This window comes from Corynebacterium sp. HMSC05H05 (genome assembly GCF_001807265.1).
In the GTDB taxonomy this organism is placed as follows: Bacteria; Actinomycetota; Actinomycetes; order Mycobacteriales; family Mycobacteriaceae; genus Corynebacterium.
This window is the reverse complement of record NZ_KV788402.1, coordinates 19,934-43,967: the sequence shown is the minus strand read 5'-3', so window position 1 is coordinate 43,967 and position 24,034 is coordinate 19,934. Positions and strand designations below refer to the sequence as shown.

Here is a 24,034-nt window from a genome sequence, read left to right as displayed (position 1 = left end):
AACCGGCAGGATACATTTGCAGGCGAAAATATATCCTGCAGGGTATTGGGGAGGGCGGGTGGTTCGTTAATTTTCGATCGAGCCGCCGAGTGACTCCCGAATCCGCAGAATCTCTAAAGCGCTGGCTACATTCAAACTCCTCGGATACTGCGCCCAGTCGGGCCCGAGGAGCGCCGAGATCCGTGCCAACCGTTGCGAGACCGTCTTAGGGTGGATCACCAACTCGTCTGCGGTGAGACGAGCGTTGAAGTTGTTGCGCACATAGCAATGCATGGTTGCGATGAGGTCGGTGCCTCGGTCCTTGTCGTACGTGATGACGGGCTCTATCTCTTTGCGGATGATCATGTCCGCTCGCGCTTCGTCGGAGCTTAAGGCCGCGCCGACGAATCCGAAACTTGCGGCGTTGGCAACCGCTCCCTGGGCTCCCATATTCTTCGATGCAACCGCGAGCGAAGTGGCCTCCACGATGAGCTCCGGGTAGCGCGCCGGCGTGCCCACTGCCGAAAGCCCGGCGTAACCGTCCCCGGTTTCTCCAAGGAAGGTTTCGGTCAGCGCCTTGCTGCGCTGCTCCAACTCACGGTTGGGGATAAGGAAGATAACCCGTGTTCCCTGGTCTTCGACGAGCCCACCAAACTTCTTGACCAGTCGCATTACCTCCATGGAACGCAAACCTCGACGGTTGGGCTTCGAGGGGATGATGACAAGGGCTGCGGCTTCGTCGAGCACTTCCTCAACATCGAGCTTTCTGGCGCTGTCCGCCAAGTAGCGGGGAGAACGGCCAGCGAGAAAATCCTGCAACAACTCGCCACGGGTCCGCTCGTCAGCCGCGGCCCGCGATTCCTCCATCTGGCCCACTACACCCAGCACCAAGGCTGCCGATTCCGCCGCGGCGGCAAGCCAGCCATCTGTGGGCTTCTCGGGTGCTTCCACGTGGAAGAAACGGGCGATTCTTCCTGCGTTGGGAATCTCGTTGACGTAGCGCCATCCCCGCTCCGGGGCGGCGCTGGCATCAGAGTTGGCGATGGACGCGTGCACGCCGAAACTCGTCGAAATGCTGTCCAGGATGAGCTCGCGCACCTTGGATGACGCGGTACCCGCGGCGACGGCTCCGAGGGGGTCAAACACACTCGACCGGAACGCCTCCGCACGGCGGGTGGAGCTTCGCAGACTGCGCAACTCTTCTTCCGTGTCTTCGCTTTCTTGAACCCTGCGCAGCGCGGGCCCCGCCACCGACGCAATCTCGCTGAGCAGCTCCAGGTCAAACTGAGTGAACTCTCTTTCGTGGCGCTCGGCGGCTAACAATGCCCCGATCGTCTTCCCGTCCGCGACGAGAGGAGCCGCAGCGTATGCGACGAGACCCTCCTTTTTCAGGATCGCATCTATCTCCGGGTCGTGGTTGAACTCGTTGTCGCCCCAGTAGTTGGAAGTAGCGAACATCCGGCCCGTGGAGACCACCAGGCCAGCAACACCGACGCTGCGTCCTGTTCTCACAGAGGAAAAGCGGACCGCCGGCTCACCGCTCGCGGTAATCGCAGTGATGCTTTCTTCCTCGTCGTCCGATGTGGCGATGTAGGTCAACTCGCAGCGCAAGGCGCTTCGGACGTCTCGGCAAAGGACCCGCACTAGAGTCGCTGAATCCGTAACAGCAGTCAGGCGCGCGACGGTGTCGTACAACTCGTTACGCACCGCCACGCGCCTTGCTGCCGCGGTAGTGGATTGCCCGTGGTCCCTGTCCATATCGGAGGGAAGCTTACCGGGCGAATCGGGCTCCGGAGGGCTAATTAGCCGCGGCGAAGACCGGGCTGTGGCCTGCTACCGCGAGGTCGTCCCACACCAGCTCTACCGGCATGCCGCAGTGGATGTCCTCCGGATCCCCCTCGAAACGCCCGGTGACATGCACGGGGCCGAGTTGGACGATCACAATGCCGTAGGGAAGTTTGTCCTGGTGGTACGGGTCGAAGGCCCTGTACATCACGGAAAAGGAGTACACCTCACCCGACGTGGGCATCTGATGCCACTCAAAATCAGAACCTTGGCACTGGAAGCAGCGGTCGTGCGGTGGCCACTGCCACCTCTCGCATTGAGTGCACTGGCGCACCCGGATTTCCTTCTGCTTCAGCCCTTCGAAGAATTGCTGGTAGCGAGGGTCGTCGGCGGCGCCCGGCATCAAGACGTCGTTGCTAGCTTCGATAGTGTTCTCTGCCATTTCAATCTCCCAACAAAGTTCGCTGTTGTCTTTTAGTTCCGAGCGAGCACGACCGCGGATCCGTCCCCGAAATCGCCGTAGCCAGTCACCAGACCGACCTCTGCGTCCTGGACTTGGCGTTCGCCGCACTCGCCGCGAAGCTGTCGAACCGCCTCAACGATGTGGTTCATGCCCGCGACGTGCGCCTCGGAAAGTAAGCCGCCGTGGGTGTTCACCGGCAATGTGCCGCCGAGGCCGATTCGGCCGTCCGCCACGAAATCGGGCGACTCGCCGCGCTCGCAGAAGCCAATCTCTTCCAGCTGACGCAGCACGATGAACGTGAAGCAGTCGTAGAGCTCAGCGAAATCGATGTCGTCGGTAGTCACGCCAGCGATCTGCAGTGCGCGCGGGCCAGCTTTAGTGATGCCCATGTTCAAGATGTCGCGACGACCCAGGATGTCGTCCGGGTAGTCGGCGTGGCCCTCTGTAGAGGCGAGAATGGAGACGCCTTTGTCGCTGTTGCCCTTCCTGGACACCAGCACCGCGGCCGCGCCGTCCGTCTCAAGCGAAATGTCGAAGAGGTGGAACGGTTTGACCAGGACCTTCGAGTTGTCGTAATCCTCTTCCGTCAGCTTGCGGGATTGGAAGTAGGCGTTCGGGTTCAGGTTCGCGTGCTTACGGGTGGTCAGCGAGACGGTCCGCATCGCGTTGGGGTCGATGTTGTACTCGTGGATCCACCGGTTCGCGTGGAAGCTGTACCACTGCATGGGGGCGAAAATGCCAAGCGGCATTTCTAGGTTCTGGCGGATCTCTTTCCCCGGGACGTAGATCGCGGAATCGGTTTGGTCCGCGGAACTGAAGCTGTGCTTGCCCGAGTACGCGTTCCAGCCCAAAGTGACCAGTACGTTCTCGGCCATCCCGCAGGACACTGCAGCAGCCGCCTGACCCACCGCCGCGGCCGCAGACGCCCCGCCGATGTGTACATGGGAGTGGTAGCGGAGGTCGGTGATGCCGAGCGCGTTGATGAAGTCCTCGTTGGAGGGAATGTCGTTCCAGGCCATCACGATGCCGTCGACATCGCTGGTGTCCACGCCCGCGTCTTTGCATGCCTCGATGGCCGCGTGGATGATCTGTTGCGACTCGCTTCGCTCAGTGCCGCGGGTGTACTCGGTCTGGCCTACTCCGATGATGTCAGCGTTGAATTGGCTCATGGAATCACTTCTCCTCGTCGGACTGGGGGTTTTGCACTTGCGCTTCCTCGATGAGGAACGGGGAGCGTGCGCGTCGCGATCCATCGATTTCTTCAATGGAGGTGCGGAACGTGGCGAAGTGCGAATCGTCGATGCACTCGTCGGCAGTGTTGATAGGAGCCCAGGGGAGACGCCGGCGCTGCCCCTCGGTGAATAGCCACCCACTGTTGCGGTGGTTGACTAACTCTCGGAACTGCTCCACAAGCTCTGGCTGGTTCTGGCTGCGGTACGCGTCCTCGGTGAGCTTGTCCGACTCGACGACATCGGCGAAGCCTTCGTCACGCATCCACTGGCGGAAATCCGCGTAGCGCTTGTCGTCCACGTAGAGCGGGAGTGCTAGGAAGTACTTGCCGTCGGCAGCCTTGTGCTGCCACTTCGCGGTTTTCACCGGCATGGCGTGGCGGCCGGTGTGGCGTTCCACTTCGCGGTCGGTGTAATCCCAGTACGGGATCGCCATCTCCGTGGACACTGAAAGTGCGTGCTGCACCGAGATGTCCAGCGGCTCCACGGCAGCTTGCTCGTCGGTCTGCAGCTGGGTGAGTTCGGCCAGGATCGCGATTGTGGTGAGCATGCCAGCCACGTGGTTCGCTTGGCCGCCGGTGGGGGCCATTGGCATGCCGGCTTCCTCGCCGTCGTCGTAACCGCAAGAGCCGAGGAAGCCGCCTGCCGCAAGAAGCGTCAGGTCGGATGCCGGGCGGCCTGCCCAGGGGCCAGTCATGCCGTAGGGGGTGATCGTGGCGATCACCTGGCGCGGGTTATCGGCGTGGAGCTGCTCAACCTGCTCTGCGGAAAGCACTGGCCAGCCCTCTCCGGCAAGTGGAGAGTTGATGATGATGTCCGCGTCCTTCGCACGGTCTTTCGCGCGCTCGATAACAGAGTCGGTCTCCTCGAGCGTGATGCCTGCGAGGTAGTGGTCCTCGTGCGGCGCCGGGGTGTAGTCCGCGTCAACTAGCTTGGTGACGTTCGCGCCGAGGTCGTGCAGCAACCTCGCGGTGTAGCTACTGAATTGGTCGCCGAGGTAGATGACGTTCACATTGGCAAGCGACCGGTTGAGAATGTTGGGGTGCAAGAGAGTGCGTCCTTCCTACCAGAGCGAGTTCGCAATAGTTACTTCGTGGGGCACGCCTTCCGGCCACAAAACCCCGTTGTCATCGAGTTCGTCTAGGCGCTTCTCATCGAGGTCGAGCACAGAGGCCAAGATGTCCCGGGTGTCCGCGCCCAGTACCGGGAATTGGTCGGCGAACTGCCAGCCGCCTTCGCTGAGCAGGAAGCGGTAGGGCAGCGACTGCACGTTGTGGGTCTCCAACCTCGGGTGGGCACGCTGTTCCAGCAGGCCGCGGTGGGCGAGCTGCGGGTCGTATTCCACACGGTCCTGGCCGCCTTGCACCGCTGCGGCGGGGATGCCACGGGAGGTGAACAGGTCAGCCGCCTCGTACTTCGTCTTCGAGCTGAGGAACGAGGCGAGCTGCTGGGCAATCTCACCCCGGTGGCTCGTCGTCTCGGCCAGGGTGACCTCCGGCAGGCCGTCGACAAACTCGCGAAGCGTGTCCCAATGCTTTTCTGTCTCGACGGTCAGCGCCACGTAATCGTTGGAACCGCCGCCAGAGGTGGGGAAGATGTCGCTGATTGGTGCCTGATCGCCGCGGAAGCCGACGTCGGTGCCGGCGTCGTCGATGCTCGTGTTGCCGCCGGGGTAGCCGCCGGGCGGGCGGATGCCGTTTGTCAGGTACTCCGTCAGCATCGGACCCACCAGAGCCAAACCGGTTTCCACCTGCGACAAGTCGACGTGTTGACCCTCGCCGGTTTCACGCGCTTGCAGGACGGCGGCCGCGACAGCGATCGCACCCATGTAACCGGCACACACGTCGAGGTAGGAGTAGCCCCAGCCTGCGGGGTCGCGCCCCGGCACGCCGACCGCCGCGGTCATGCCGCTCATTGCCTGGGCGGTCGGGCCCCACGTGTTCTTGTCCGCATGCGGCCCGGTGTGTCCGAAGCCGGAGATCGAGACGTAGACGATCTTCGGGTTGATCGCTTTCATCTCGTCGTACCCAAGACCCCAGCGCTCCATAACCTGGGCGGAGAAAGACTCGGTTACGGCGTCAACCTCGCTGATGATGTCCTTGACCACCTGCAGACCGTCCGAGTCTTTCACGTTGATGGTCATCGACTCTTTGCCGACGTTGAGGTTGGAAAAGAAGGCGCCGTTGTTGAGGTTCTTCTCCTCGGTGTCCGCGCGGTACATCGCGGTGCGCATCGGGTCCGGTCCCTTCGGCCACTCCACCTTGAGCACCCGCGCGCCCAAGCCCGCGAGGTAGCGGGTCATGGTGGGGCCGGCGACACTCCAGGTGAAATCGAGGATCCTTACCCCTTCGAGTGGAAGGGCAGTGCCAGTCTCCGTCATTATGTTCCTTCCTTGCCAAGTGGCATCGATAGTGACCTAAAGCACTACGAAGAAACGATAATGGCGTGCGTCTCACTGTTGTACATCGTTTCCGGATATAGTTCCGTACCGATGTATATCCTGGTGGGATATGTAAACGGTTAGGCTGCGGCGATGGCGAGCTGCTCGTTGAAGCGCTCGTAGTCGCCGCGCACCTTCGCCAGCGGCTCCACCACAACGGTCTCCGACATCGTCGCGACCTCTCTCTGTAACGCGGCGCGGGTGCGCCGCTTCACGCCCGAGCCGATCAGCCCGCCGAACACCGCGGTGATAAGGCCCACCACAAGCCCGCCGAGCAGTCCGGCGAGGATAAGCAGCGTCGGAATCGGCCACCCTTCCACCTGCGGCACAAGGTCGGCGCCCAGCAGCGGGGTGAGGATGCCGGGCACGAACGCAACGAGCAAGTACCAGATCACGCCGAGCAGAGCGGCGAGTAGGAACAGCCACTGCAGCACAGTGAGCAGGCTCCAGCTTTTCGACGGCTCCGCGGGCAACCTCGTCCGCGCCACCGCCCGGTCCAACTCCGCGGGAAGTGCTAGCGAGACTTCATCGGCGCGGTCGGCTACGGCCGCCTCCCACGCCGGCGGTAGCCCAGCCGCAGCGTCCGCGGCGTAATCGCGCAGGCCACGGTTGGCCACGGCCTTCGAAGCGGCGTCGAGCTCCGGCATGGACGTGCGGTGCACCCCGACTTCGTCGGCGTCCTCGCGAAGACCCAGCCTGCGCAGCGGGTCCGGCTTGAAACGGGTAATCCAGCTGGTTACCAGCCACCAGGTGCGCTCGTGCAGCCGCTTGCGGTAGGCAGCCGCGGTGGTCTCCGCGATATGGTCGGCGCCGGCGGCTTGGGTGAGCGCGGCATCCAGTTCGCGCTTGGCCTGCTTTGCCGGGGCCCGCGTCGCCTCGCCGGCAGGCGCGGCGAGGTCCCGCGTCACGGCCTGAATGTCAGCCTCGATGCGGGCGGTCTGCGCAGTATGGGCCCGCGCCACCTTGGCGATCGCGCCGCGCAAGCGCTCAATGCCCTCACCGGTGAGGGTGGAGGTGGGGATGACGGTGATGTTGCGCAAGCCGTCGTCGATAAGCAATTGCTCGAAGCTGCCCGCAACCGTGCCCACATCGCCGGCAGCGAGCAGATCCGCCTTGTTCAGCACCGCAAGCGTGACCTCGGAGTGTGTGGCGTGCGGGCGGATGAATTGATCGTGGATGACGCCGTCGGCGTACTTCTCGGGGTCCGTGACCCACACCAGCACGTCCACCTGGCCGGCAAGGCGCTCGGCAATGGCGCGGTTGGACGCCTCCACCGAGTCGAAATCGGGCAGGTCCAGCAGGATCAGCGGGCCTGCGCCGCGGGCGAACTCGCCTTCACGTGCGCGGCGGTCCTCCACACCCAGCCAGTCCAGCAGCTCCTCGGAGCCCTCCGGCTCCCAGATCGCGGCCAGCGGCGAGGAGGTGGTGGGGCGGCGCGCCGCCGCCTTGCCCAGATCCTCGCCCACAACCGCGTTGAACAGCGAGGTCTTGCCGGAGCCGGTGGCGCCGAAAAAACCCACCACGGTGTGGTCGCCGGACAGCGCGCGGCGTTCCGCGCCCGCCCTTGCCACGCGCTCGAGGCCCTCGCGGTTGGTAGGTGAAAGGTAGGGCGCGCCGATCTGCGCGGCCTCCTCGAGCGCCTCCAGCCGCTCGGTCAGGCCAGTCTTCTTCCTAAACATTGCCGTCCCCCTTGCCGAAGTTGCCGCGCAACTGGTCGAACAGCCCGCGCAGCGTGCCGCGCTCGAAGCTGTCCTGCACGTCCTCCTGCTGTGCGGGCAGCTGCGGGGCGTCTTGCCTATCGACGAGCCCAAGGAGCCTCACGTCCACAGCGCGCTTCGCCTCCGCGGAAGCCTCCCGCATCTGCTCTGCGGTCGCGCCCTCGAGCAGGGGATCCGTCAGTGCGTGGTAGCGGTCGCGCTCCGCGGCGAAGAGCTCGCCCAGACGCTGGTTCAGATCCTCGCGTGCTTGGACGACCATGCGGCGCACCGTCTCCTCGCCGAAGATGGTCTCCAAAAGCTTCTGGCCCACCACGGCGGATCCGCCCGCGATGGCCACCTCGCCGCCGGTAATACCCGCCGTCGAGGCGAAGACCACCAGCATCAGCGCCACGGTGACCACGTTCAGGCCGAAGGACATGATGCGGGCGCGCTGGCGCTTGTCGCCCGCGGTGTCCTGGATATGCTGCACCATGTCCTTTTGCCAGTCGCGCACCAGCTGCGCGGCCTTGTCGGAGATATCGGCGCTGGCGCGGGCGAGCGCCGGATCCGCCTCCGCGCGCAGCTCAGGGGCCACCGAACCGGTGTGGGACCACGCGCGCGACGCGGCGGTCTCGGCGGCATCCACAATCACGGCGTGCAGGCCGGACTCGATCTCGGTTTCCACCTCGCGAAGCGGCGCGGGCTGGCCGGTGAAAAAGCTGCCCACCTTGTCCACGGCACTGGAGAACCAGCGCTCGAAACCGCGGAACACGTCGGAGGTGCCGATGACGTCCTGCCAGCGGTCCATCACCTCCGAGCGCAGCAGCTTGCCGTCGGAAGTGGCGTCGATGACGTGCCGGTTCGCGGCGGTGTAGAACTCGTGGATCGACTCGTCCAACTGGTTGGCAAAGCTCTCCTGGCGCTCACGGCCGCCCACCAGGGCGTCCACGCGGGTCAGGACAGATTCCACGGCTCCCGCGACGGTCTTGCCGGCCACGTCGCGCCGGGCTGCGGTGTCGTCCGCGAGCGTGGTCAGGTACTCGCGAAGCGGCGCGACCAGCTCCTCGCCCAGGAACTCACCGGCCTGGTCGCCGCCCAGGTCCGCCACGAACGGGACGGTAAACACGGTGGCGTTGGACAGCCCGGCGTCGTTCATCATGCGGCGCAGGTCGTCCGGCACCGTTTCTGCGGCCTTCTCGTCGAGGCGGTTGAGCACCACCACCACCTCGATGCCGCGGCCGGCGGCGTCGTTGAGGAAGTTCCACACCAGCTGGTCCGCGTAGCGCGCTGGGGTGGTGACGAAGATCCACAGGTCCGCGGCGGCGAGGAGCTGGGACGCCAGGGCCCGGTTCTGGTCGTCGATGGAATCGAAATCGGGGGCGTCGAGAAGCGCCAAGCCCTCTGGAATCCGGGGCGTGTCCACGACACGCAGGGTGGTGGAGCGCTCATCGCCCGCGCCGTGGGAGCGGGCGAGGCCGGGCAGCACCTGCGGGGAGTTGAACCAGTCCGCGTCGCCCGGGTTGGCCACCAGCACCGGCTGGCGGGTGGTGGGGCGGATCACGCCCGGGTTGGACACCCGCTCGCGCAGAAGCGCGTTGACAAGAGTGGATTTGCCGGAGCCGGTGGAGCCGCCGATGACGGCGAGCAGGGGCGCGTCGAGATTGGCCAGGCGCGGCAGCACATAGTCGTCGAGTTGGTTGACTACGGCGCGGGCTTCGGAGGCGACGCCGACAGGCAACGCTGTGTCTGCCACCGCATCGCGCACGCCGCGCACGGCCTGAAGGACATCTGGGGCCGAGTGGGAAACAGGTGTATTCACCTGTCCCATTCTGGCAGACGGTGGGGGACTAGTCCTTGTAGTCCGTCTTGGTCAGGTTGAGCCAGCCGTAGAGCCCGCCCATGATGAAGCCGCCGCCGACGAAGTTGCCCAGCCACACGACAACCCAGTTGCGGATGACGTTCCAGTTGGTGAAGCCCTCGATCGTCTCCGGGCCGAGCGTGAAACCGCCCAGGCTGGTGAGGATGAAGTTCGCGATGGAGTGCTCGTAGCTCATGGTGGCAAACGACGGGATGATCAGGATGACACCCCACAGCTTCGCGCTGAAGTCCTTGCCGGCCTGGGTGGCCAGCATGAAGGCGATGTTCACAACGACGTTGGCCAGGATGGCCTCGACAAACAGCGTCGCACTCGACTTCTGCAGCTTGGCCACGAGCAAGTCGTGGAGGAATCCGTCCACCTCGACCATCTGGCCCATGGTGGTCCGGGAAATCAACCATGAAATCGCCACTGCACCAATGAGGTTGAAGACGGTGACGAACAGGACTAGCAACAGGCCCTTGACCACCGTGTTCTTCTTATGCAGTGCACCGTAGGTCATGAACATCATGTCGCCTGTGGCAAGTTCGCCTTGCAGCACGATGATGATGTACAGCGTGGAGGCGAAGATGGCGCCGAACGCGTACTTGCCCCAGCCCGGGGCGTAGCCGTCCAGCAGTTGGGCAGTGGAGGCGGCGAACGCCGTCATGATGCCCAGGTACACGCCCGCCAGAACTGCACGGGTGGCAAACCGGGCGGGCTCTTGGGTAAAGAGGTCAACCTTGTTCTTGATCGCCGTAGGGGCGGCTTCGTAAAAACTCACGGGTTCTAACGTACAAGAGGTCATACCTTATGGCGAAACATTGCTGTGTTGCTGAAAGGGCCGTGACCTGGGTTGATGGTAAATTCGCGGCGTGATGTGGCTAGATTCACAGACGCAAGTCAATTTCTAGGGGTGTTGTTCGGGTAGGGGGCGGGTGACGGGTGGGCCGCGTCTCGGGTGTGGCCGGTCGCGCAGTGAAAGAAAATCCTCGTTTGCGACACACGTCGCAAAATCTGGCGGTAACGTCATCGACGCAAGGTCGTCTTTTATGGAGGCCAGCGCCCACTGTTTTCCGTGACTTTTTGGAGATTGCAATGAAACTTCGCCGTCTTGTTGCCGCAGCGGCTGTCGCTTCTACCGTCGTTGTCGCTGCGCCGGCAGCATCCGCACAGCCCGCGCCGGAACCGCTGAACCGCGTTCTGTACGAAATCTACAAGGTTGGTGGCTGGGAGGCTCAGAACATCATCCTCGTGCCGGCAGCGTTGTCTTCCCTGAACATCATCGTCGGCATCATCCAGTCCATCGTCGCCGCCGCAAAGTAAAACACGCGACTCGAAAAGTCCCTGAAAGGAATAAGTGAACATGAAGTTCCGTCGTATCGCCGCTGTTGCTCTCGCGGCTGCTGTTGTAACCGGCGCCAACGCCCCCGTCGCAGAGGCGGCCACCTATCCGGAGCCGCTGAACCAGGTCATCAACGAGATGCGCGCCTACGGTGGCCCGCAGGCTCCGAACCTGCTGCTGGTCCCGGCTGCCCTGTCTTCGGTCGGTTGGATCCTCAGCATCCTATCGCTCGCTGGCGTGCTTGGCGTCGGTGCCGCCACCGCAAGCTCTGTCTAAAACTGTAAGGCGAGCTATTCGTCCCGCCCCCCGCCCGTCGGGGAGCGGGCGTTTTGCTTTCTTGGGTGAGATTTGGGGAATCGGCCCAGCTCGTGGTTGAATACTCCAGTTGTCTACTGCTGGTCGGGTGCGACGCGCGTTTCCGAGCTGAGCATCCGAGACCCTTCGACCACGTGATGGTTCGTCGATAAGCAATAGGCACCGAAAGCATTGACCACGTGCGTGCAGGACGGAAATCTGGCGCACATTGATCCAGGTCAGGAGACCAACTGTGATTCAGAAAGAATCGCGTCTGAAGGTCGCCGACAACACTGGTGCACGCGAAATTCTGTGCATCAACGTTCTCGGCGGTTCTGTTCGACGCTTCGCCGGCATCGGCGACACGATTGTCGCCACCGTGAAGGAAGCTGCCCCGGGCGGCAACGTCAAGGAGGGTGAGGTCGTCAAGGCTGTCATCGTCCGCGCGAAGAAGGAAACCCGTCGTCCGGACGGCTCCTACATCTCCTTCGACGAGAACGCTGCCGTCATCATCAAGAACGACACCGAGCCGCGCGGCACCCGCATCTTCGGCCCGGTCGCTCGTGAGCTGCGCGACAAGCGCTTCATGAAGATCGTGTCTCTCGCACCGGAGGTGATCTAAGTATGAAGATCAAGAAGGGCGATATGGTCCAGGTCATCGCCGGCAAGGACAAGGGCGCTCAGGGCCGCGTCATCGAGGCGTACCCGCAGCGTGACAAGGTCCTGGTCGAGGGCGTGAACCGCATCAAGAAGCACGTCGCAAACTCCTACACCGAGCGCGGCGCCGAGTCCGGCGGCATTGTCACCCAGGAAGCCCCGATCCACGTGTCCAACGTGATGATCCTGGATTCCGACGGTAAGCCGACCCGCGTCGGCTTCCGCTTCGACGAGGACGGCAAGAAGATCCGCGTAGCCAAGTCGAACGGGAAGGACATCTAATGACTGAGAGCATTCAGAACTACACCCCCCGCCTGAAGACGCGTTACCAGGACGAGATCCGCACCAAGCTCAACGACGAGTTCTCCTACGACAACGTCATGCAGATCCCGGGCCTGACCAAGATCGTCGTGAACATGGGTGTGGGCGACGCCGCCCGCGACTCCAAGGTCATCAACGGTGCGCTCGAGGACCTCACCGCGATCACCGGCCAGAAGCCGCAGCTGCGTCGCGCGAAGAAGTCCATCGCTAACTTCAAGCTCCGCGAAGGCATGCCGATCGGCGCGAAGGTCACCCTCCGCGGCGACCGCATGTGGGAGTTCCTGGACCGCCTGCTGACCGTCGCCCTGCCGCGTATCCGCGACTTCCGAGGCCTGAACGACAAGCAGTTCGACGGCAACGGCAACTACACCTTCGGCCTGTCCGAGCAGACCATGTTCTACGAGATCGACATCGACAAGATCGATCGCGTCCGTGGCATGGACATCACGCTCGTTACCACTGCCACGAACGACGACGAGGGTCGCGCCCTGCTGACGCACCTCGGCTTCCCGTTCGCTGACAAGGACGGCAAGATGAAGCGCGCGTAAGTTTGCGCTTGCTTGACGCCCCCGGTTCTTTCTGGACCGGGGGCGTTTTGCGTGTGTGGGGTTGGGCGCCTCGGGCGTCTTGCTAACCGTAGATTTCGAACGGAAGACTTCGAAAACGGTGCTAAATCGGGTCGTTTTCGAAGTCCTCCGTTCGAAAACCAAGCGCTAGGGTGTGCGTGTACCCCGCCACACGTGCTTTCAGTTGCCGGAGTCGGGCGGGAACGCCAAATCGAGCAGCTCTATGTCGGTGAGGGTTTCCGGGTTGTGCCACAGGACAGCTTCAATCCGGCCGTCGTGGTTGTAAAGGGTGACCCAGTGCTCGTAGAGGACGATTCCTGCACGCCCGTCGTCGGCCCAGGGGATGCCGAGGTCGTCGAGTTTCTCAGTGAACCTCGACACCGGGATGTGGAACGGGATGCCCAGGAAACTGGCGTTGTTCTGCGGGCTGATCTCGAGCTCGGTCACCACCCCGTCCTTCTCTGTGGCCGTGGCCGCGAACGCTTGTCCGTCCAGGCTCAGGGTCGCCTGATACCCGTTTCCGAGGAATTCGTCCCAGTTCATGCGGTCGATGATGGGGGTCGGCTCAGGATTGCCCATCGCGTCCAGCACATCCTCGAACCTCAACGGGCAGTCCATGGTGAAATCGACGAGCGGCTCGTAATCTGCGCGGTCCTCGGCCGGTTTGGTGGGGGAGGTGGTGCGTGCGGCTGCCGCAGCGGCTTCGGCTTGCACGTTTGCGTCGTAGATCTTCCGCACTGTCTCAACGGGGCCAACAATCGACACCACTCCAGGCTCGTAGGCGACGGTGACGCCCTGCTCATCGACGCCCGCGCGTTCGATCATGCGCGCGCCTATCGACGGCCCGTCCTCCGCGAGCACCGGTGGGAGGAAGTCATCGAAGACGAACACGTTGCCCACGTCGTCGATCTCGGTGAAGTGGAGCGTTTCGCCGGTGACCCGGCTGCGTGCGGCGGCGAGCGAGCGGATGAAGTGGAGGTAGTCGTCCTTGTTGGGCGACAGTGCGACTCCTAACTGTTCCCAGTATTTCACCCTGTTCGATGTGAGGTCCGCGATGGCATCCAACGCGTTCATGGCGATGTCATCGACCGGGTCTGGGGCGTCGGGCCATGCACCATCAACCGCGTTGTCGAGTTGGTCGTAGCAGGTGTCCATCCGGGCACGTGCGTCGTCGTGAAGCGAAAAGTCCCTCGTTGCTTCATCGAACTCGATGCTGTTGATGATGGCGGTGACCTCCGGCCACCTCGCTGTGCAGGGCCGGGCGTAACCGTGGAGGAATACTTTCGCGGTTTGCAGGGCGCCGAGCGCTGAGGCGGTTGTGGATCCGGCGTGTTGGAGTGCTTCGTCGTAGAACATCGGACGTTGACCTCCTCGTGTGAATGGAAGCTTTCTGTTTCTTCGCACATGCGAGTTATTATGCGCTTCGTAATTTATGCAGGCGAGACGGCAGGAAGCGTCCATGTCATTCTTCTCCCGGGGTGCGATTATCGCACCCAAGGAATTTAACCGCTGGCTCATCGTCCCGGCAGCGTTGGCGATCCATCTCTCCATCGGGCAGGTGTACGGGTTCTCTGTGTTTAAGAAGGCGATGATGGAGCACTTCGGGGTGGGGGAAGTTGCCGTGGGGTGGATCTTCTCGCTGGCTATCGGGATGCTGGGCACCTCGTCTGCGCTGTTCGGCTCGTGGGTGGAAAAGGTCGGCCCGCGCGCGTCAATGTCTGTGGCAGGCGTGCTGTGGGTGGTCGGTTTCCTGGTGGCCACGCTGGGCATCAGCACCGGCAACCTCTGGCTGGTGTACTTCGGCTACGGGTTCATCGGCGGCATTGGCCTGGGCATCGGCTACATCTCTCCCGTGTCCACGCTTATGAAGTGGTTCCCGGACCGGCCGGGCCTGGCCACCGGGCTTGCGATCATGGGCTTTGGCGGCGGCGCGCTCATCGCGTCGCCGGCGTCGAATCGGCTGATGGAGGCGTTCGGCGGCGGGGCCGAGCTCGCGGACCGTGCCGCGGGTCTCGAACCGACGTTCATCACCCTTGCGGTGGTGTATCTGTTGGTCATCGCCATGGGTGCGTACTGCATCCGGCTGCCGCACCCGGACTGGACCCCGTCGGGCGCGCCGAAGACCAAGGTGAAACCGGCGAAGGTCGCCATCGTCGGAGCCAACGTCAGCGCAAACAACGCGATTCGCACACCACAGTTCTGGTGCCTGTGGGTGATCCTGTTCTGCAACATCACCGCCGGCATCGGCATCCTGGAAAACGCCGCGCCGATGGTGCAGGACTACTACCCGGCGCTGAGTGCTGCGGCCGCCGCCGGCTTCGTCGGGTTGCTGTCGCTGGCCAACATGGGCGGTCGCTTCATCTGGTCGTCCGCCTCCGACGTGATCGGCCGGAAGAACATCTACATGGTCTACCTGGGCGTTGGCTTGATCTTCTACTTCGTGGTGGCGTCCGCCGGCCACACCAGTCTGGCGCTGTTCGTTGTCAGCACCCTGATCCTGCTCACCTTCTACGGCGGCGGGTTCGCCACCATCCCGGCGTACCTGCGCGACCTGTTCGGGGTCTACCAGGTCGGCGCGATCCACGGCCGGTTGCTCACCGCCTGGTCCGCGGCGGGCGTGGCGGGCCCGCTGATCATCAACATGGTGGGGGAGCGCCAGGCCAGCCGCGGCAACTCCGGTCCGGAGCTGTACCAGCTCTCGCTGTACATCATGTGTGTGCTGCTCGCGGTGGGGCTTGTGGCGAACGTGTTGGTCAGGCCTGTTGCGGAGAAGTGGTTCGAGGACCCGGAGAAAGTGGCCGCGAAGGTGGAGGCGGATCGTGCGTCGGCGAGAGAGTCCGCAACGACGGCGGCCAGCGGTAGAGCTGGATCCATCCACGCGCTGGTGGCGACCGTGCTCGCGCTAGTCATCGCGGCGCTGCTGGTCTACGGGCTGTGGGAGACTGCAGTGAAGGCCTCGCAGATGTTCGCCGGCTAAGCCCCCTTAGGCCCCGGCGTAGACGCTGAAACGTTCGGCGCTCACCTCGCCGACGAGCACGGTGTTGGTGGCCCGGGCGAGTTCCACGGCCATCGACGTTACGCCGGCGGTGGTGGCCACCGCGCCGAATCCGGCTGCTGCGGCGGCGCGCACGCTTTCGAAGCCCACCTGCGCATCGGTGGCGAGGGTGAGGGTGGGGGACGGGAGGGCGTCGAGAAGCATGTGCCCCGCAAGCTTGTGCACGGCGTTCAAAGGATCGAGGTCCTGGCGCCCCGCATCGCCCGCGACGGCCGTGGGCAAGTCGCGCGTGCGGTGCTGCGACAACACCCCGGGAAGCGCGAAGATTGCGGACGGGTCGAGCTCCATGAACTCGTCGCGCACGTCGAGGTTGGCGGCGAGCTCGCGCACGCGTTGCTCCGCGGAGATGCCGCACGCGTCGCCGGGGATCGGGTCGATGAATTGCGGGGCCGAGGGTCGCGCGAGCTGGACATCCAGCAGGTTGTAGGTGTTTTCGCCGCCGATCGCGCCCTCGCAGTAGCGGGCGGTGACCACGTCTTCGACACGCGTGATCATCCCGCGCGCCAGCAGCAGGCCGTGGGCGAGTTCGATGTCGTGGCCCGGGGTGCGCATCAGCGTTGCGACGCTCACACCACCGGCCCGAATCTCCAACGGCTCTTCAACCGCGACCTGGCCCGCACGGGTGTCGCGGGTGCCGTCGGCGGAAATCTTGGTCACTGCGAAGCTGCGTTTGGTCCTGCTCACGGAAACCGATGGTATCGCCGGATTGTTAACTCGCGAACTTGCGGCGAATCTACGTGCGAAAACGCGGGTTATCCACAGGGGTGCGAACGCAAATTCCACAAGCCCGAAAACATCCGCCTTGACGCCCCGCTACAACTGCACCCACACATCCGAACACAGAAAGGGGTGGGTGCGTCCGATGCGTACCGAAGGCAAGATCAAACAACGACTGCAGAAACTGCTCAACCAGGCCCGCGACCGTGAGGGCACGCCGGAGGGCGACGCGTTCTACGCCAGGGCGTTCGAGCTCATGGCGGAGTACGGCTACGAACAACGCGACCTGGACACCGAGGACGGCGACGAGGTGGGTCAGCGCACCTACGAGTTCGCCGGCGCATACACCGAGATGCAGGCGAACCTGCTGCTGACCATCGCATTCGCGCTGCACTGCACCGGATTTTCGCAGCGCGTGTACAACTCCACGCGCATGAAAGACGCCGTCATCTTCGGCTGCGCGCGCCACCTGGAGCGGGTGGACATGCTCTACGCGATGCTATTGCCCGTGATGCTGGCGGATGCGCAAAAAGTGCGCGCGACCAGCTGGAGCGAATCAGCGGTGGTGCGCCGCCGCAACTTCATGTCCGGCTTCGCCGCCAGCATCGGCGCACGCCTCGCCGAAGCTGAAAAGACCGTGGAGGAATCGGACGGGGAGTATGGGCTCGTGCTTGTCGACGACTTCCAGAAAGCCACCGAAGCCCGCGACAATTTCGCCGCAGAGATGGGCTTCTTTTTAGGCAGTTTCTCGTCCAAGCGGTCCTTCGACGCGGATGCGTTCGACCAGGGCCACGAGGCGGGGCAGCGCTCCGACATTGGGCAGACGCGGGTGCGCTCGCTCCCGGCGCTGCCGTTCTAGCGGGGACTACACGTCGTTCACGAGCCACGCCGCCGCGGCCACGATCATCGCCTCGGCCGCGCGGTCGAGCGTGGGCTGCAGGTCGGGCGCGAAGGTCGGGGAGTGGTTGCCGGGGGCGTTTTCCCAGTCCTTGAAGCCGCCCAAGCCCCAGTAGGTGTACGGCACGCCGAGCGCGTCCGGGATGATCGAGAAGTCCTCCGAGGCGGGGATCTGGTCCAAGTCCCTGGCATCGCTGCCGAAGTGGGCGTCGAATGCGCCGCGAACGCGGGAGGTGGTCTCCGGGTCGTTGTCCGTGAGCGGGTACTCGTCGTAGAAGGTGATCCCCGCCTCCCGCGGGCTGCCCGCTGCGGCGCACTCGCCCTCGACGATGCGGGTGATCGCGCTGCGCAGCGTGTCGCTGACCTCGCGGGTGTAGGCGCGAGTGTTGACCAGAAGTTTGGCGGTTTCCGGGATCACGTTCGCCTTCACGCCGGAGTGGATCGCGCCGACGGTGAGCACTGCGGTGTCTTTCGCCTGCACCTCGCGGGAGACCACCGTGTGCAGGCGGGTGACGATGTTGGAGGCGAGCAGGACCGGGTCCACGCCCTTTTCCGGCATGGAGCCGTGGGTGCCTTTGCCCCACACGGTGATCTGGGCGGAAAACGCCTGGGACATGAACGGCCCCGGGTGGGTGCCCACGACACCTGCGGGCAGCATCGGCAACACGTGCTGGCCCAGGTAGACGTCCGGCTTCGGCATTGCCTCGCGGATGCCGTTGGCCAGCATCACCCGCGATCCGGCGTACGCCTCCTCCGCGGGCTGGAACACGGCGACCAGGGTGCCGCGCCAGCAGTCGCGGTTGGCGGCGAACGCCTCCAGCGCGCCGAGCACGCCCATGATGTGGAAGTCGTGCCCGCAGGCGTGGGCGACGTGCTCCTCGCGGCCGCTGACAGCGTCCACCTGCGTGGCGGTGGAGGCGTAGGGCTTGCCGGAGCGCTCCTGCACCGGCAGGCCGTCGATGTCCGCGCGGATGGCTACCACCGGGCCGGGGCCGTTCTCCAATACGCACACGGTGCCGGTTTCGCCCACCTGCGTGTGTGGCAGCTGCAGCGCGTCCAGCCGCGAGCGGATCTTCGAGGACGTCTGCAGCTCCTGCAGCGACAACTCGGGATGCTGGTGGAACCAGACGTAAAGTTCCTCGCGGGCCTCGCGCGTGGCGGCCAGCGATTTAACAAGCTGTGCAAGGGCTGTATCCATGCAGGGCAGTCTATGGGGTTGTGAAAGTCCTGCGCCTCGGTGGGGCGGTGAACGTGGCCGTCGATAAGCGATTTGCTCATTGATGCAGGAAAGCGGTAAGTTACCCCCTCGGACTTGCGCGCCGACGATTCGGCCTGCGCAAGCCGAAGTACATTTGAACATCCAACTTTGTTGCAGGCCCCCCGCCAAGATGCGGACCGCGTGCAAGGGAGGCGGCGAGCGGCCCACGCTACTGAGTGTGGGCAGCGTGAGTAGCCCCCGACAGACCATGCGGAAAACGCGACCTCAAGCGCTCACGCGCGGCAGGTCACCCGGTGGATGGGAACCGCAACGAGAAAGGTAACGGTCACCACAATGACCATGACTGATCCGATCGCGGACATGCTGTCGCGCGTGCGCAACGCAGCAACTGCGCAGCACGACACCGTGTCTATGCCTTCGTCCAAGATCAAGGTGAACATCGCCGAGATCTTGAAGCAGGAAGGCTACATCGAAGACTACAAAGTTGAGGAAGAGAAGGTCGCCAAGTCGCTGACGCTCAACCTCAAGTACGGCCCGACCCGCGAGCCTTCTATCGCTGGTCTGCGCCGCGTGTCCAAGCCGGGCCTGCGCGTGTACGCGAAGTCCAACGACCTGCCTCAGGTGCTCGGTGGCTTGGGCGTGGCAATCATCTCCACGTCCCACGGCCTGCTCACCGACCGCCAGGCTCAAGAGAAGGGTGTAGGCGGGGAAGTCCTCGCTTACGTCTGGTAAAGGGGAGGTTGAAAGACTTATGTCTCGTGTAGGTAATGCACCCATCGCAATCCCGAACAACGTCGAGGTGAAGATCGACGGCCAGCACGTCGAGGTCAAGGGCCCGAAGGGCACCAAGGACCTGGATATGCCGGCACCGATCACCGCTTCCGTCGAGGACAACCAGATCCTGGTGGCTCGTCCGGACGACCACCGTGACAACCGCTCGCTGCATGGCCTGACCCGCTCCCTGATCAACAACATGGTCGTGGGCGTGACCGAGGGCTACAAGATCAACATGGAGATCTTCGGCGTCGGCTACCGCGTGCAGCAGAAGGGTAAGGACCTCGAGTTCTCCCTCGGCTACTCGCACCCGATCCTGATCGAGGCGCCGGAAGGCATCACGTTCTCCGTCGACGGCAACACCAAGTTGGCCATCGAAGGTTCCGATAAGCAGCAGGTTGGCCAGATTGCGGCAAACATCCGCCGTCTGCGTAAGGATGACCCGTACAAGGGTAAGGGCATCCGTTACGCCGGCGAGCAGGTCCGCCGCAAGGTCGGAAAGACGGGTAAGTAATCATGAGCAATACTGCAGAGAACACCAAGCGCACCCCGGTTGGCAAGGACATCTCGTCCCGCCGCCGCGAGGCACGCGCACGTCGCCACAACCGCATCCGCAAGACGCTGCGCGGCACCCCGGAGACCCCGCGTCTCGTTGTGCACCGCTCCTCGCGTCACATCCACGTCCAGGTCATCGACGACCTCGCAGGCCACACCCTGGTCTCCGCGTCGTCCATCGAGGCGGACGTGCGCAACCTGGAGGGCGATAAGAAGGACAAGGCTGCCAAGGTTGGCCAGCTCGTCGCTGAGCGCGCCAAGGCTGCAGGCATCGAAGCAATCGTCTTCGACCGCGGCGGCTACAAGTACCACGGCCGCGTCGCGGCTCTGGCTGAAGCAGCTCGTGAAGGTGGTCTGAAGTTCTAATGATCACCGCAAACATCACCATCAACGGAAGGATCGCGTAATGGCCGAACGTGAACGGCGTGACGGCGGGCGCTCCGCCGACAACCAGAAGAACAACGACCGCGGCAACCGTGGTGGCCGTGGCCGCCGCGACGACCGTCGCAACAACCAGAACGACGAGCGCGATAAGTACATCGAGCGCGTCATCACCATCAACCGTGTTGCCAAGACCGTCAAGGGCGGCCGCAACATGTCCTTCACCGCACTCGTCGTCGTCGGCGACGGTGAGGGCATGGTCGGCGTCGGCTACGGCAAGGCAAAGGAAGTTCCCGCCGCGATCCAGAAGGGCGCAGAGGAAGCTCGCAAGAACTTCTTCCGCGTCCCGATGATCGGCGGCACCATCCCGCACCCGGTTCAGGCAGAAGAGGCCGCAGGCATCGTCATGCTCCGCCCGGCTGCTCCGGGTACCGGTGTGATCGCCGGCGGCGCTGTCCGTCCGGTGCTCGAGTGCGCTGGTATTCAGGACATCCTGGCCAAGTCCCTTGGCTCGGACAACGCCCTGAACGTGGTCCAGGCAACCGTCGCAGGCCTGAAGCAGCTTGTCCGCCCCGAAGAGGTGGCTGCCAAGCGCGGCAAGTCCGTCGAGGAAGTTGCACCGGCTCGTATGCTGCGCGCACGCGCAGGACAGGAGGCCTAAGCACCATGGCACTGAAGATTACGCTGCACCACGGCAAGATCGGCGAGAAGCCGACCACCCGTAAGAACCTCGAGGCTCTCGGTCTGCGCAAGATCGGCCAGTCCGTCGTAAAGAAGGACAACGCTGCTACCCGCGGCCAGATCCTCAAGGTGCGCCACCTCGTCACCGTTGAAGAAGTTGCAGGGGAGTAGATACACCATGGCTGACATCATCAAGCTCCATGATCTGCGCCCGGCAGAGGGCGCAAACAAGGCCAAGACCCGCGTTGGTCGCGGTGAGGCCTCCAAGGGCAAGACCGCTGGTCGCGGCACCAAGGGCACCAAGGCTCGTAAGCAGGTTTCCGCTGCTTTTGAGGGTGGCCAGATGCCGCTGCACATGCGTCTGCCGAAGCTGAAGGGCTTCAAGAACCCGAACCGCGTCGAGTACCAGGTGGTCAACGTCGCGGATCTGGCAGAAGCCTTCCCGCAGGGTGGCGACATCGCCATCGCCGACATTGTTGCCAAGGGCCTCGTTCGCCCGAAGCAGCCGGTGAAGGTGCTGGCAGAGGGCGACATCAACGTCGCGCTCAACGTCACCGCGAACAAGTTCTCCAAGTCCGCTGAGGAGAAGATCAAGGCTGCTGGCGGCTCCGCCAACGTCGTTGAGTTCTCCAAGCGTGCGTAAGAGCACTTAGCTTTACGACGAACCCCCGCCCCGGACATTCCCGTCCCGGGCGGGGGTTTCGCCGTTGGTGGGGGAGCGCATCCTGACACATTACGGCGGCCGTTAGCGCCGAGCTGGGCCGATAGGGTCCGCCTGACAGATTCCGCTGAGAAGTGTCTGGGGCGTGGGGGATTTGTTCACTGGCGCGGTCGGTCCGAGTGAACAAATACCTAGTTGGGTGGGCAATGTGTTCATTCTGCCCAGGTCGGAGAAATCGACGGGCGGATCTGTTCACCGGCCGGTGAATCAATTTTGGCGGGGGAGCCGGCCCCTCCCGCCACCTCTGACACATCACGGCAGCCGTTTGTGCCGACCTGGGCCGATAGGGCCCGCCTGACGGATTCCGCCACGATGCGTCAGCAGGGACGCCTGGGAGGAGACTGGGAGTCGCGCCCGAACCCAACCTGAAATATCAACTTTCCACCGGGTGCTGTTAGGGTGGTTAGGTCAAAAGACCGCCCCGCCGGTTTTCGCGTGCCCGCGAAACCCGGGCGAGGAGTCGAATGTCCACTACCTCCCGTCCGTGGCGCGGCGGGGGCCAGGAGGCTTTGTGTCCGCTATTGCTCAGGCGTTTAAGGACCCGGATCTACGTAAGAAGATCCTGATCACCCTTGCGCTGATGTTTCTGTACCGCGTCGGCGCCCAGATCCCCACTCCGGGCGTGGACTACGCGCTGATCAACTCCCGTCTGGAGGAGATCTCCCAGGGCGACCAGGCGACGATGTTCTCCATCATCGGTCTGTTCTCCGGTGGCGCGCTGCTGCAGCTTTCCATCTTTGCCATCGGCATCATGCCGTACATTACGGCCTCGATTATCGTGCAGCTGCTCACCGTGGTGATCCCGAAGTTTGAGGAGCTGAAGAAGGAAGGCCAGTCCGGCCAGGCGAAGATGACGCAGTACACCCGCTACCTCACGGTGGCGCTGGCGCTGCTGCAGTCCGCCGGCATCGTGGCGCTGGCGGACCGCGAGCAGCTGCTCGGCCAGGGCATGCCGGTGCTGATCGAGGACCGCAACATTTGGACGCTTCTGATGATGATCATCGTCATGACCTCCGGTGCGGTGCTGATCATGTGGCTCGGTGAGATCATCACCGAGAAGGGCGTTGGCAACGGCATGTCGCTTCTCATCTTCGCCGGCATTGCCACCCAGATCCCGTCTGAGGGCGCGTTCATTCTCCAGCAGTCTGGCGCGGTCACCCTGACCCTCGTCGTGCTGGCGCTGATCGCGCTTGTCGTCGGCATCGTGTTCATCGAGCAGGGCCAGCGCCGCATCCCGGTGCAGTACGCCAAGCGCATGGTGGGCCGCCGCCAGTACGGCGGGTCCTCGACCTACCTGCCGCTGAAGGTGAACCAGGCCGGCGTGATCCCGGTGATCTTCGCGTCCTCGCTGATGTACGTGCCGGTGCTGATCACCCAGATCGTCACCATGAACAACCCGACTCCGCCGGACAACTGGTGGATGAACCACGTGATGGCGTGGCTGCAGAACCCGGGTTCCTGGCAGTACATCCTCACCTACGTGGTGATGATCATCTTCTTCTCCTACTTCTACGTCTCCATCCAGTACGACCCGGTGGACCAGGCGGAGAACATGAAGAAGTACGGCGGCTTCATCCCGGGCATCCGTCCGGGCCGTCCGACCGCGGAGTATCTGGCGTTTGTGATGAACCGTCTGCTGTTCGTCGGCGCCATCTACCTCGCCGTGATTGCCGTTCTGCCGAACTTGGCTATGGACGCCGGCATCACCGGTTCCGGCCAGATGGGCATGAGTGCCTTCGGCGGCACCGCGATCCTGATTATGGTTTCCGTGGCTCTGACCACGGTCAAGCAAATTGAATCCCAGCTCCTGCAATCCAACTACGAAGGACTTCTGCGATAATGCGTCTCGTTCTCCTTGGCCCTCCCGGTGCCGGCAAGGGCACCCAAGCCACGATTCTCTCCGAGAAACTCGGTGTGCCGCACATCTCCACGGGCGATTTGTTCCGCGCCAACATCGGCGAGGGCACCCCGCTCGGCGTTGAGGCGAAAAGCTACATCGACGCGGGCAAGCTCGTGCCTACCGACGTCACCGCGCGCATGGTCGAAGACCGTCTGAACCAGGATGACGCGAAGGAGGGCTTCCTGTTGGACGGCTTCCCGCGCACCGTGGAGCAGGCTGAGATCCTCACCGAGCTGCTGGAGAAGAAGGGCGAGAAGCTCGACGGCGTGCTCAACTTCGTGGTCGACGAGGACGTGGTGGTCGAGCGCATGCTCGCCCGCGGCCGCGCAGACGACAACGAGGAGACTATCCGCACCCGTCTCGGCGTCTACCGCGACGAGACCGCCCCGTTGATCCAGCACTACGGCGACCAGATCATCTCCATCGACGCCGTGGGTGACGTGGACGAGATCAACCAGCGCGCCATGGAGGCGCTGGGCAAGTAGCCCGCCCAGTGTGAAGGC

General features: G+C 63.7%; 26 protein-coding genes. 15 read left to right on the top strand and 11 right to left on the bottom strand.

Annotated elements, in window-relative coordinates; genetic code table 11:
• Positions 1-66 precede the first annotated feature (66 nt).
• From HMPREF3151_RS07860 to HMPREF3151_RS07825, 8 genes are all read right to left on the bottom strand, one after another.
• Positions 67-1,686 carry a helix-turn-helix domain-containing protein gene (locus HMPREF3151_RS07860; RefSeq protein ID WP_168160620.1) on the bottom strand — a complete coding sequence of 540 codons (1,620 nt, stop codon included), beginning with the start codon at positions 1,684-1,686 and terminating at the stop codon, positions 67-69.
• A gap of 91 nt (positions 1,687-1,777) precedes the next feature.
• The gene (locus tag HMPREF3151_RS07855) at positions 1,778-2,206 is read right to left on the bottom strand and encodes a Zn-ribbon domain-containing OB-fold protein (protein ID WP_070474993.1); all 429 of its coding nucleotides are present in this window, start codon (positions 2,204-2,206) and stop codon (positions 1,778-1,780) included.
• A gap of 32 nt (positions 2,207-2,238) precedes the next feature.
• Complete coding sequence (locus HMPREF3151_RS07850) at positions 2,239-3,396, bottom strand: thiolase C-terminal domain-containing protein (RefSeq protein WP_070474992.1); 1,158 nt, start codon at positions 3,394-3,396, stop codon at positions 2,239-2,241.
• Positions 3,397-3,400: 4 nt separating this feature from the next.
• Positions 3,401-4,504 carry a CoA transferase gene (locus HMPREF3151_RS07845; protein WP_070474991.1) on the bottom strand — a complete coding sequence of 368 codons (1,104 nt, stop codon included), beginning with the start codon at positions 4,502-4,504 and terminating at the stop codon, positions 3,401-3,403.
• 15 nt (positions 4,505-4,519) lie between these two features.
• Complete coding sequence (locus HMPREF3151_RS07840; RefSeq protein WP_083290251.1) at positions 4,520-5,836, bottom strand: CaiB/BaiF CoA transferase family protein; 1,317 nt, start codon at positions 5,834-5,836, stop codon at positions 4,520-4,522.
• Positions 5,837-5,976: 140 nt separating this feature from the next.
• On the bottom strand, positions 5,977-7,575 hold the full coding sequence (locus tag HMPREF3151_RS07835) for a GTPase (protein WP_070474989.1): 1,599 nt from the start codon (positions 7,573-7,575) through the stop codon (positions 5,977-5,979).
• A complete protein-coding gene (locus HMPREF3151_RS07830) occupies positions 7,568-9,421 on the bottom strand; it encodes a GTPase (RefSeq protein WP_070474988.1) in 1,854 nt (617 codons plus the stop codon). The genes HMPREF3151_RS07835 and HMPREF3151_RS07830 overlap by 8 nt, the downstream gene beginning before the upstream one ends.
• 19 nt (positions 9,422-9,440) lie before the next feature.
• Positions 9,441-10,232, bottom strand: coding sequence for a formate/nitrite transporter family protein (locus HMPREF3151_RS07825; RefSeq protein ID WP_070474987.1), 792 nt, complete (start codon positions 10,230-10,232; stop codon positions 9,441-9,443).
• A gap of 314 nt (positions 10,233-10,546) precedes the next feature.
• Between HMPREF3151_RS07825 and HMPREF3151_RS07820 the strand changes: the two genes are divergently transcribed.
• The 5 genes from HMPREF3151_RS07820 (at position 10,547) to rplE (ending at position 12,613) form a co-directional block, all read left to right on the top strand.
• Positions 10,547-10,774 carry a hypothetical protein gene (locus HMPREF3151_RS07820; RefSeq protein ID WP_070844964.1) on the top strand — a complete coding sequence of 76 codons (228 nt, stop codon included), beginning with the start codon at positions 10,547-10,549 and terminating at the stop codon, positions 10,772-10,774.
• Between the two features lie 40 nt (positions 10,775-10,814).
• A complete protein-coding gene (locus HMPREF3151_RS07815; RefSeq protein WP_070474985.1) occupies positions 10,815-11,069 on the top strand; it encodes a hypothetical protein in 255 nt (84 codons plus the stop codon).
• A gap of 271 nt (positions 11,070-11,340) precedes the next feature.
• Positions 11,341-11,709: a 50S ribosomal protein L14 gene (gene rplN, locus HMPREF3151_RS07810; RefSeq protein WP_070474984.1), complete on the top strand. Its 369-nt coding sequence runs from the start codon at positions 11,341-11,343 to the stop codon at positions 11,707-11,709.
• A gap of 2 nt (positions 11,710-11,711) precedes the next feature.
• Positions 11,712-12,026 carry a 50S ribosomal protein L24 gene (gene rplX / locus HMPREF3151_RS07805; protein WP_063937568.1) on the top strand — a complete coding sequence of 105 codons (315 nt, stop codon included), beginning with the start codon at positions 11,712-11,714 and terminating at the stop codon, positions 12,024-12,026.
• Positions 12,026-12,613: a 50S ribosomal protein L5 gene (rplE, locus tag HMPREF3151_RS07800; protein WP_070474983.1), complete on the top strand. Its 588-nt coding sequence runs from the start codon at positions 12,026-12,028 to the stop codon at positions 12,611-12,613. The genes rplX and rplE overlap by 1 nt, the downstream gene beginning before the upstream one ends.
• A 198-nt stretch (positions 12,614-12,811) precedes the next feature.
• Here the strand turns inward: rplE and HMPREF3151_RS07795 are convergent, their stop codons facing one another.
• Positions 12,812-13,987: a hypothetical protein gene (locus tag HMPREF3151_RS07795; protein ID WP_070474982.1), complete on the bottom strand. Its 1,176-nt coding sequence runs from the start codon at positions 13,985-13,987 to the stop codon at positions 12,812-12,814.
• Positions 13,988-14,090: 103 nt separating this feature from the next.
• Here HMPREF3151_RS07795 and HMPREF3151_RS07790 point away from each other — a divergent pair, with 103 nt between their 5' ends.
• Positions 14,091-15,608 (top strand): OFA family MFS transporter, encoded by a 1,518-nt coding sequence (locus HMPREF3151_RS07790; RefSeq protein WP_070474981.1) that lies wholly within the window; start codon positions 14,091-14,093, stop codon positions 15,606-15,608.
• A 6-nt stretch (positions 15,609-15,614) separates the two neighbouring features.
• Here HMPREF3151_RS07790 and HMPREF3151_RS07785 read toward each other — a convergent pair whose 3' ends face one another.
• Positions 15,615-16,370 carry a formate dehydrogenase accessory sulfurtransferase FdhD gene (locus HMPREF3151_RS07785; protein WP_070474980.1) on the bottom strand — a complete coding sequence of 252 codons (756 nt, stop codon included), beginning with the start codon at positions 16,368-16,370 and terminating at the stop codon, positions 15,615-15,617.
• A 178-nt stretch (positions 16,371-16,548) separates the two neighbouring features.
• On the opposite strand from HMPREF3151_RS07785, the gene HMPREF3151_RS07780 reads away from it, so the two are divergent.
• Positions 16,549-17,262: a DUF2786 domain-containing protein gene (locus tag HMPREF3151_RS07780; protein WP_070474979.1), complete on the top strand. Its 714-nt coding sequence runs from the start codon at positions 16,549-16,551 to the stop codon at positions 17,260-17,262.
• A 6-nt stretch (positions 17,263-17,268) separates the two neighbouring features.
• Here HMPREF3151_RS07780 and HMPREF3151_RS07775 read toward each other — a convergent pair whose 3' ends face one another.
• Positions 17,269-18,498 carry an amidohydrolase gene (locus HMPREF3151_RS07775; RefSeq protein WP_070474978.1) on the bottom strand — a complete coding sequence of 410 codons (1,230 nt, stop codon included), beginning with the start codon at positions 18,496-18,498 and terminating at the stop codon, positions 17,269-17,271.
• A gap of 354 nt (positions 18,499-18,852) precedes the next feature.
• On the opposite strand from HMPREF3151_RS07775, the gene rpsH reads away from it, so the two are divergent.
• The 8 genes from rpsH (at position 18,853) to HMPREF3151_RS07735 (ending at position 24,016) form a co-directional block, all read left to right on the top strand.
• Entirely contained in the window at positions 18,853-19,251 is a 399-nt protein-coding gene (gene rpsH / locus HMPREF3151_RS07770) for a 30S ribosomal protein S8 (RefSeq protein WP_034997275.1), read from the top strand.
• 19 nt (positions 19,252-19,270) lie between these two features.
• A complete protein-coding gene (gene rplF, locus HMPREF3151_RS07765) occupies positions 19,271-19,807 on the top strand; it encodes a 50S ribosomal protein L6 (RefSeq protein WP_070474977.1) in 537 nt (178 codons plus the stop codon).
• A 2-nt stretch (positions 19,808-19,809) separates the two neighbouring features.
• Positions 19,810-20,214, top strand: coding sequence for a 50S ribosomal protein L18 (gene rplR, locus HMPREF3151_RS07760; protein WP_070474976.1), 405 nt, complete (start codon positions 19,810-19,812; stop codon positions 20,212-20,214).
• Positions 20,215-20,254: 40 nt separating this feature from the next.
• Positions 20,255-20,890 carry a 30S ribosomal protein S5 gene (gene rpsE, locus HMPREF3151_RS07755; RefSeq protein ID WP_070474975.1) on the top strand — a complete coding sequence of 212 codons (636 nt, stop codon included), beginning with the start codon at positions 20,255-20,257 and terminating at the stop codon, positions 20,888-20,890.
• Positions 20,891-20,895: 5 nt separating this feature from the next.
• Complete coding sequence (rpmD, locus tag HMPREF3151_RS07750; protein WP_070474974.1) at positions 20,896-21,081, top strand: 50S ribosomal protein L30; 186 nt, start codon at positions 20,896-20,898, stop codon at positions 21,079-21,081.
• A 7-nt stretch (positions 21,082-21,088) separates the two neighbouring features.
• The gene (gene rplO / locus HMPREF3151_RS07745) at positions 21,089-21,553 is read left to right on the top strand and encodes a 50S ribosomal protein L15 (RefSeq protein WP_070474973.1); all 465 of its coding nucleotides are present in this window, start codon (positions 21,089-21,091) and stop codon (positions 21,551-21,553) included.
• 589 nt (positions 21,554-22,142) lie between these two features.
• On the top strand, positions 22,143-23,471 hold the full coding sequence (gene secY / locus HMPREF3151_RS07740) for a preprotein translocase subunit SecY (protein WP_070474972.1): 1,329 nt from the start codon (positions 22,143-22,145) through the stop codon (positions 23,469-23,471).
• Positions 23,471-24,016, top strand: a complete 546-nt coding sequence (locus HMPREF3151_RS07735) for an adenylate kinase (protein WP_070474971.1) — start codon at positions 23,471-23,473, stop codon at positions 24,014-24,016. Before secY ends, HMPREF3151_RS07735 begins: the two co-directional genes overlap by 1 nt.
• Positions 24,017-24,034 lie beyond the last annotated feature (18 nt).

Coding starts and splice junctions, on each gene's coding strand:
- HMPREF3151_RS07855 (WP_070474993.1), bottom strand. CDS start 2,206: ATGGCAGAGAACACTATCGAAGCTAGCAACGACGTCTTGATGCCGGGC.
- HMPREF3151_RS07850 (WP_070474992.1), bottom strand. CDS start 3,396: ATGAGCCAATTCAACGCTGACATCATCGGAGTAGGCCAGACCGAGTAC.
- HMPREF3151_RS07840 (WP_083290251.1), bottom strand. CDS start 5,836: ATGACGGAGACTGGCACTGCCCTTCCACTCGAAGGGGTAAGGATCCTC.
- HMPREF3151_RS07835 (WP_070474989.1), bottom strand. CDS start 7,575: ATGTTTAGGAAGAAGACTGGCCTGACCGAGCGGCTGGAGGCGCTCGAG.
- HMPREF3151_RS07830 (WP_070474988.1), bottom strand. CDS start 9,421: ATGGGACAGGTGAATACACCTGTTTCCCACTCGGCCCCAGATGTCCTT.
- HMPREF3151_RS07820 (WP_070844964.1), top strand. CDS start 10,547: ATGAAACTTCGCCGTCTTGTTGCCGCAGCGGCTGTCGCTTCTACCGTC.
- HMPREF3151_RS07815 (WP_070474985.1), top strand. CDS start 10,815: ATGAAGTTCCGTCGTATCGCCGCTGTTGCTCTCGCGGCTGCTGTTGTA.
- rplX (WP_063937568.1), top strand. CDS start 11,712: ATGAAGATCAAGAAGGGCGATATGGTCCAGGTCATCGCCGGCAAGGAC.
- rplE (WP_070474983.1), top strand. CDS start 12,026: ATGACTGAGAGCATTCAGAACTACACCCCCCGCCTGAAGACGCGTTAC.
- HMPREF3151_RS07795 (WP_070474982.1), bottom strand. CDS start 13,987: ATGTTCTACGACGAAGCACTCCAACACGCCGGATCCACAACCGCCTCA.
- HMPREF3151_RS07790 (WP_070474981.1), top strand. CDS start 14,091: ATGTCATTCTTCTCCCGGGGTGCGATTATCGCACCCAAGGAATTTAAC.
- HMPREF3151_RS07780 (WP_070474979.1), top strand. CDS start 16,549: ATGCGTACCGAAGGCAAGATCAAACAACGACTGCAGAAACTGCTCAAC.
- HMPREF3151_RS07775 (WP_070474978.1), bottom strand. CDS start 18,498: ATGGATACAGCCCTTGCACAGCTTGTTAAATCGCTGGCCGCCACGCGC.
- rpsH (WP_034997275.1), top strand. CDS start 18,853: ATGACCATGACTGATCCGATCGCGGACATGCTGTCGCGCGTGCGCAAC.
- rplF (WP_070474977.1), top strand. CDS start 19,271: ATGTCTCGTGTAGGTAATGCACCCATCGCAATCCCGAACAACGTCGAG.
- rplR (WP_070474976.1), top strand. CDS start 19,810: ATGAGCAATACTGCAGAGAACACCAAGCGCACCCCGGTTGGCAAGGAC.
- rpsE (WP_070474975.1), top strand. CDS start 20,255: ATGGCCGAACGTGAACGGCGTGACGGCGGGCGCTCCGCCGACAACCAG.
- rpmD (WP_070474974.1), top strand. CDS start 20,896: ATGGCACTGAAGATTACGCTGCACCACGGCAAGATCGGCGAGAAGCCG.
- rplO (WP_070474973.1), top strand. CDS start 21,089: ATGGCTGACATCATCAAGCTCCATGATCTGCGCCCGGCAGAGGGCGCA.
- HMPREF3151_RS07735 (WP_070474971.1), top strand. CDS start 23,471: ATGCGTCTCGTTCTCCTTGGCCCTCCCGGTGCCGGCAAGGGCACCCAA.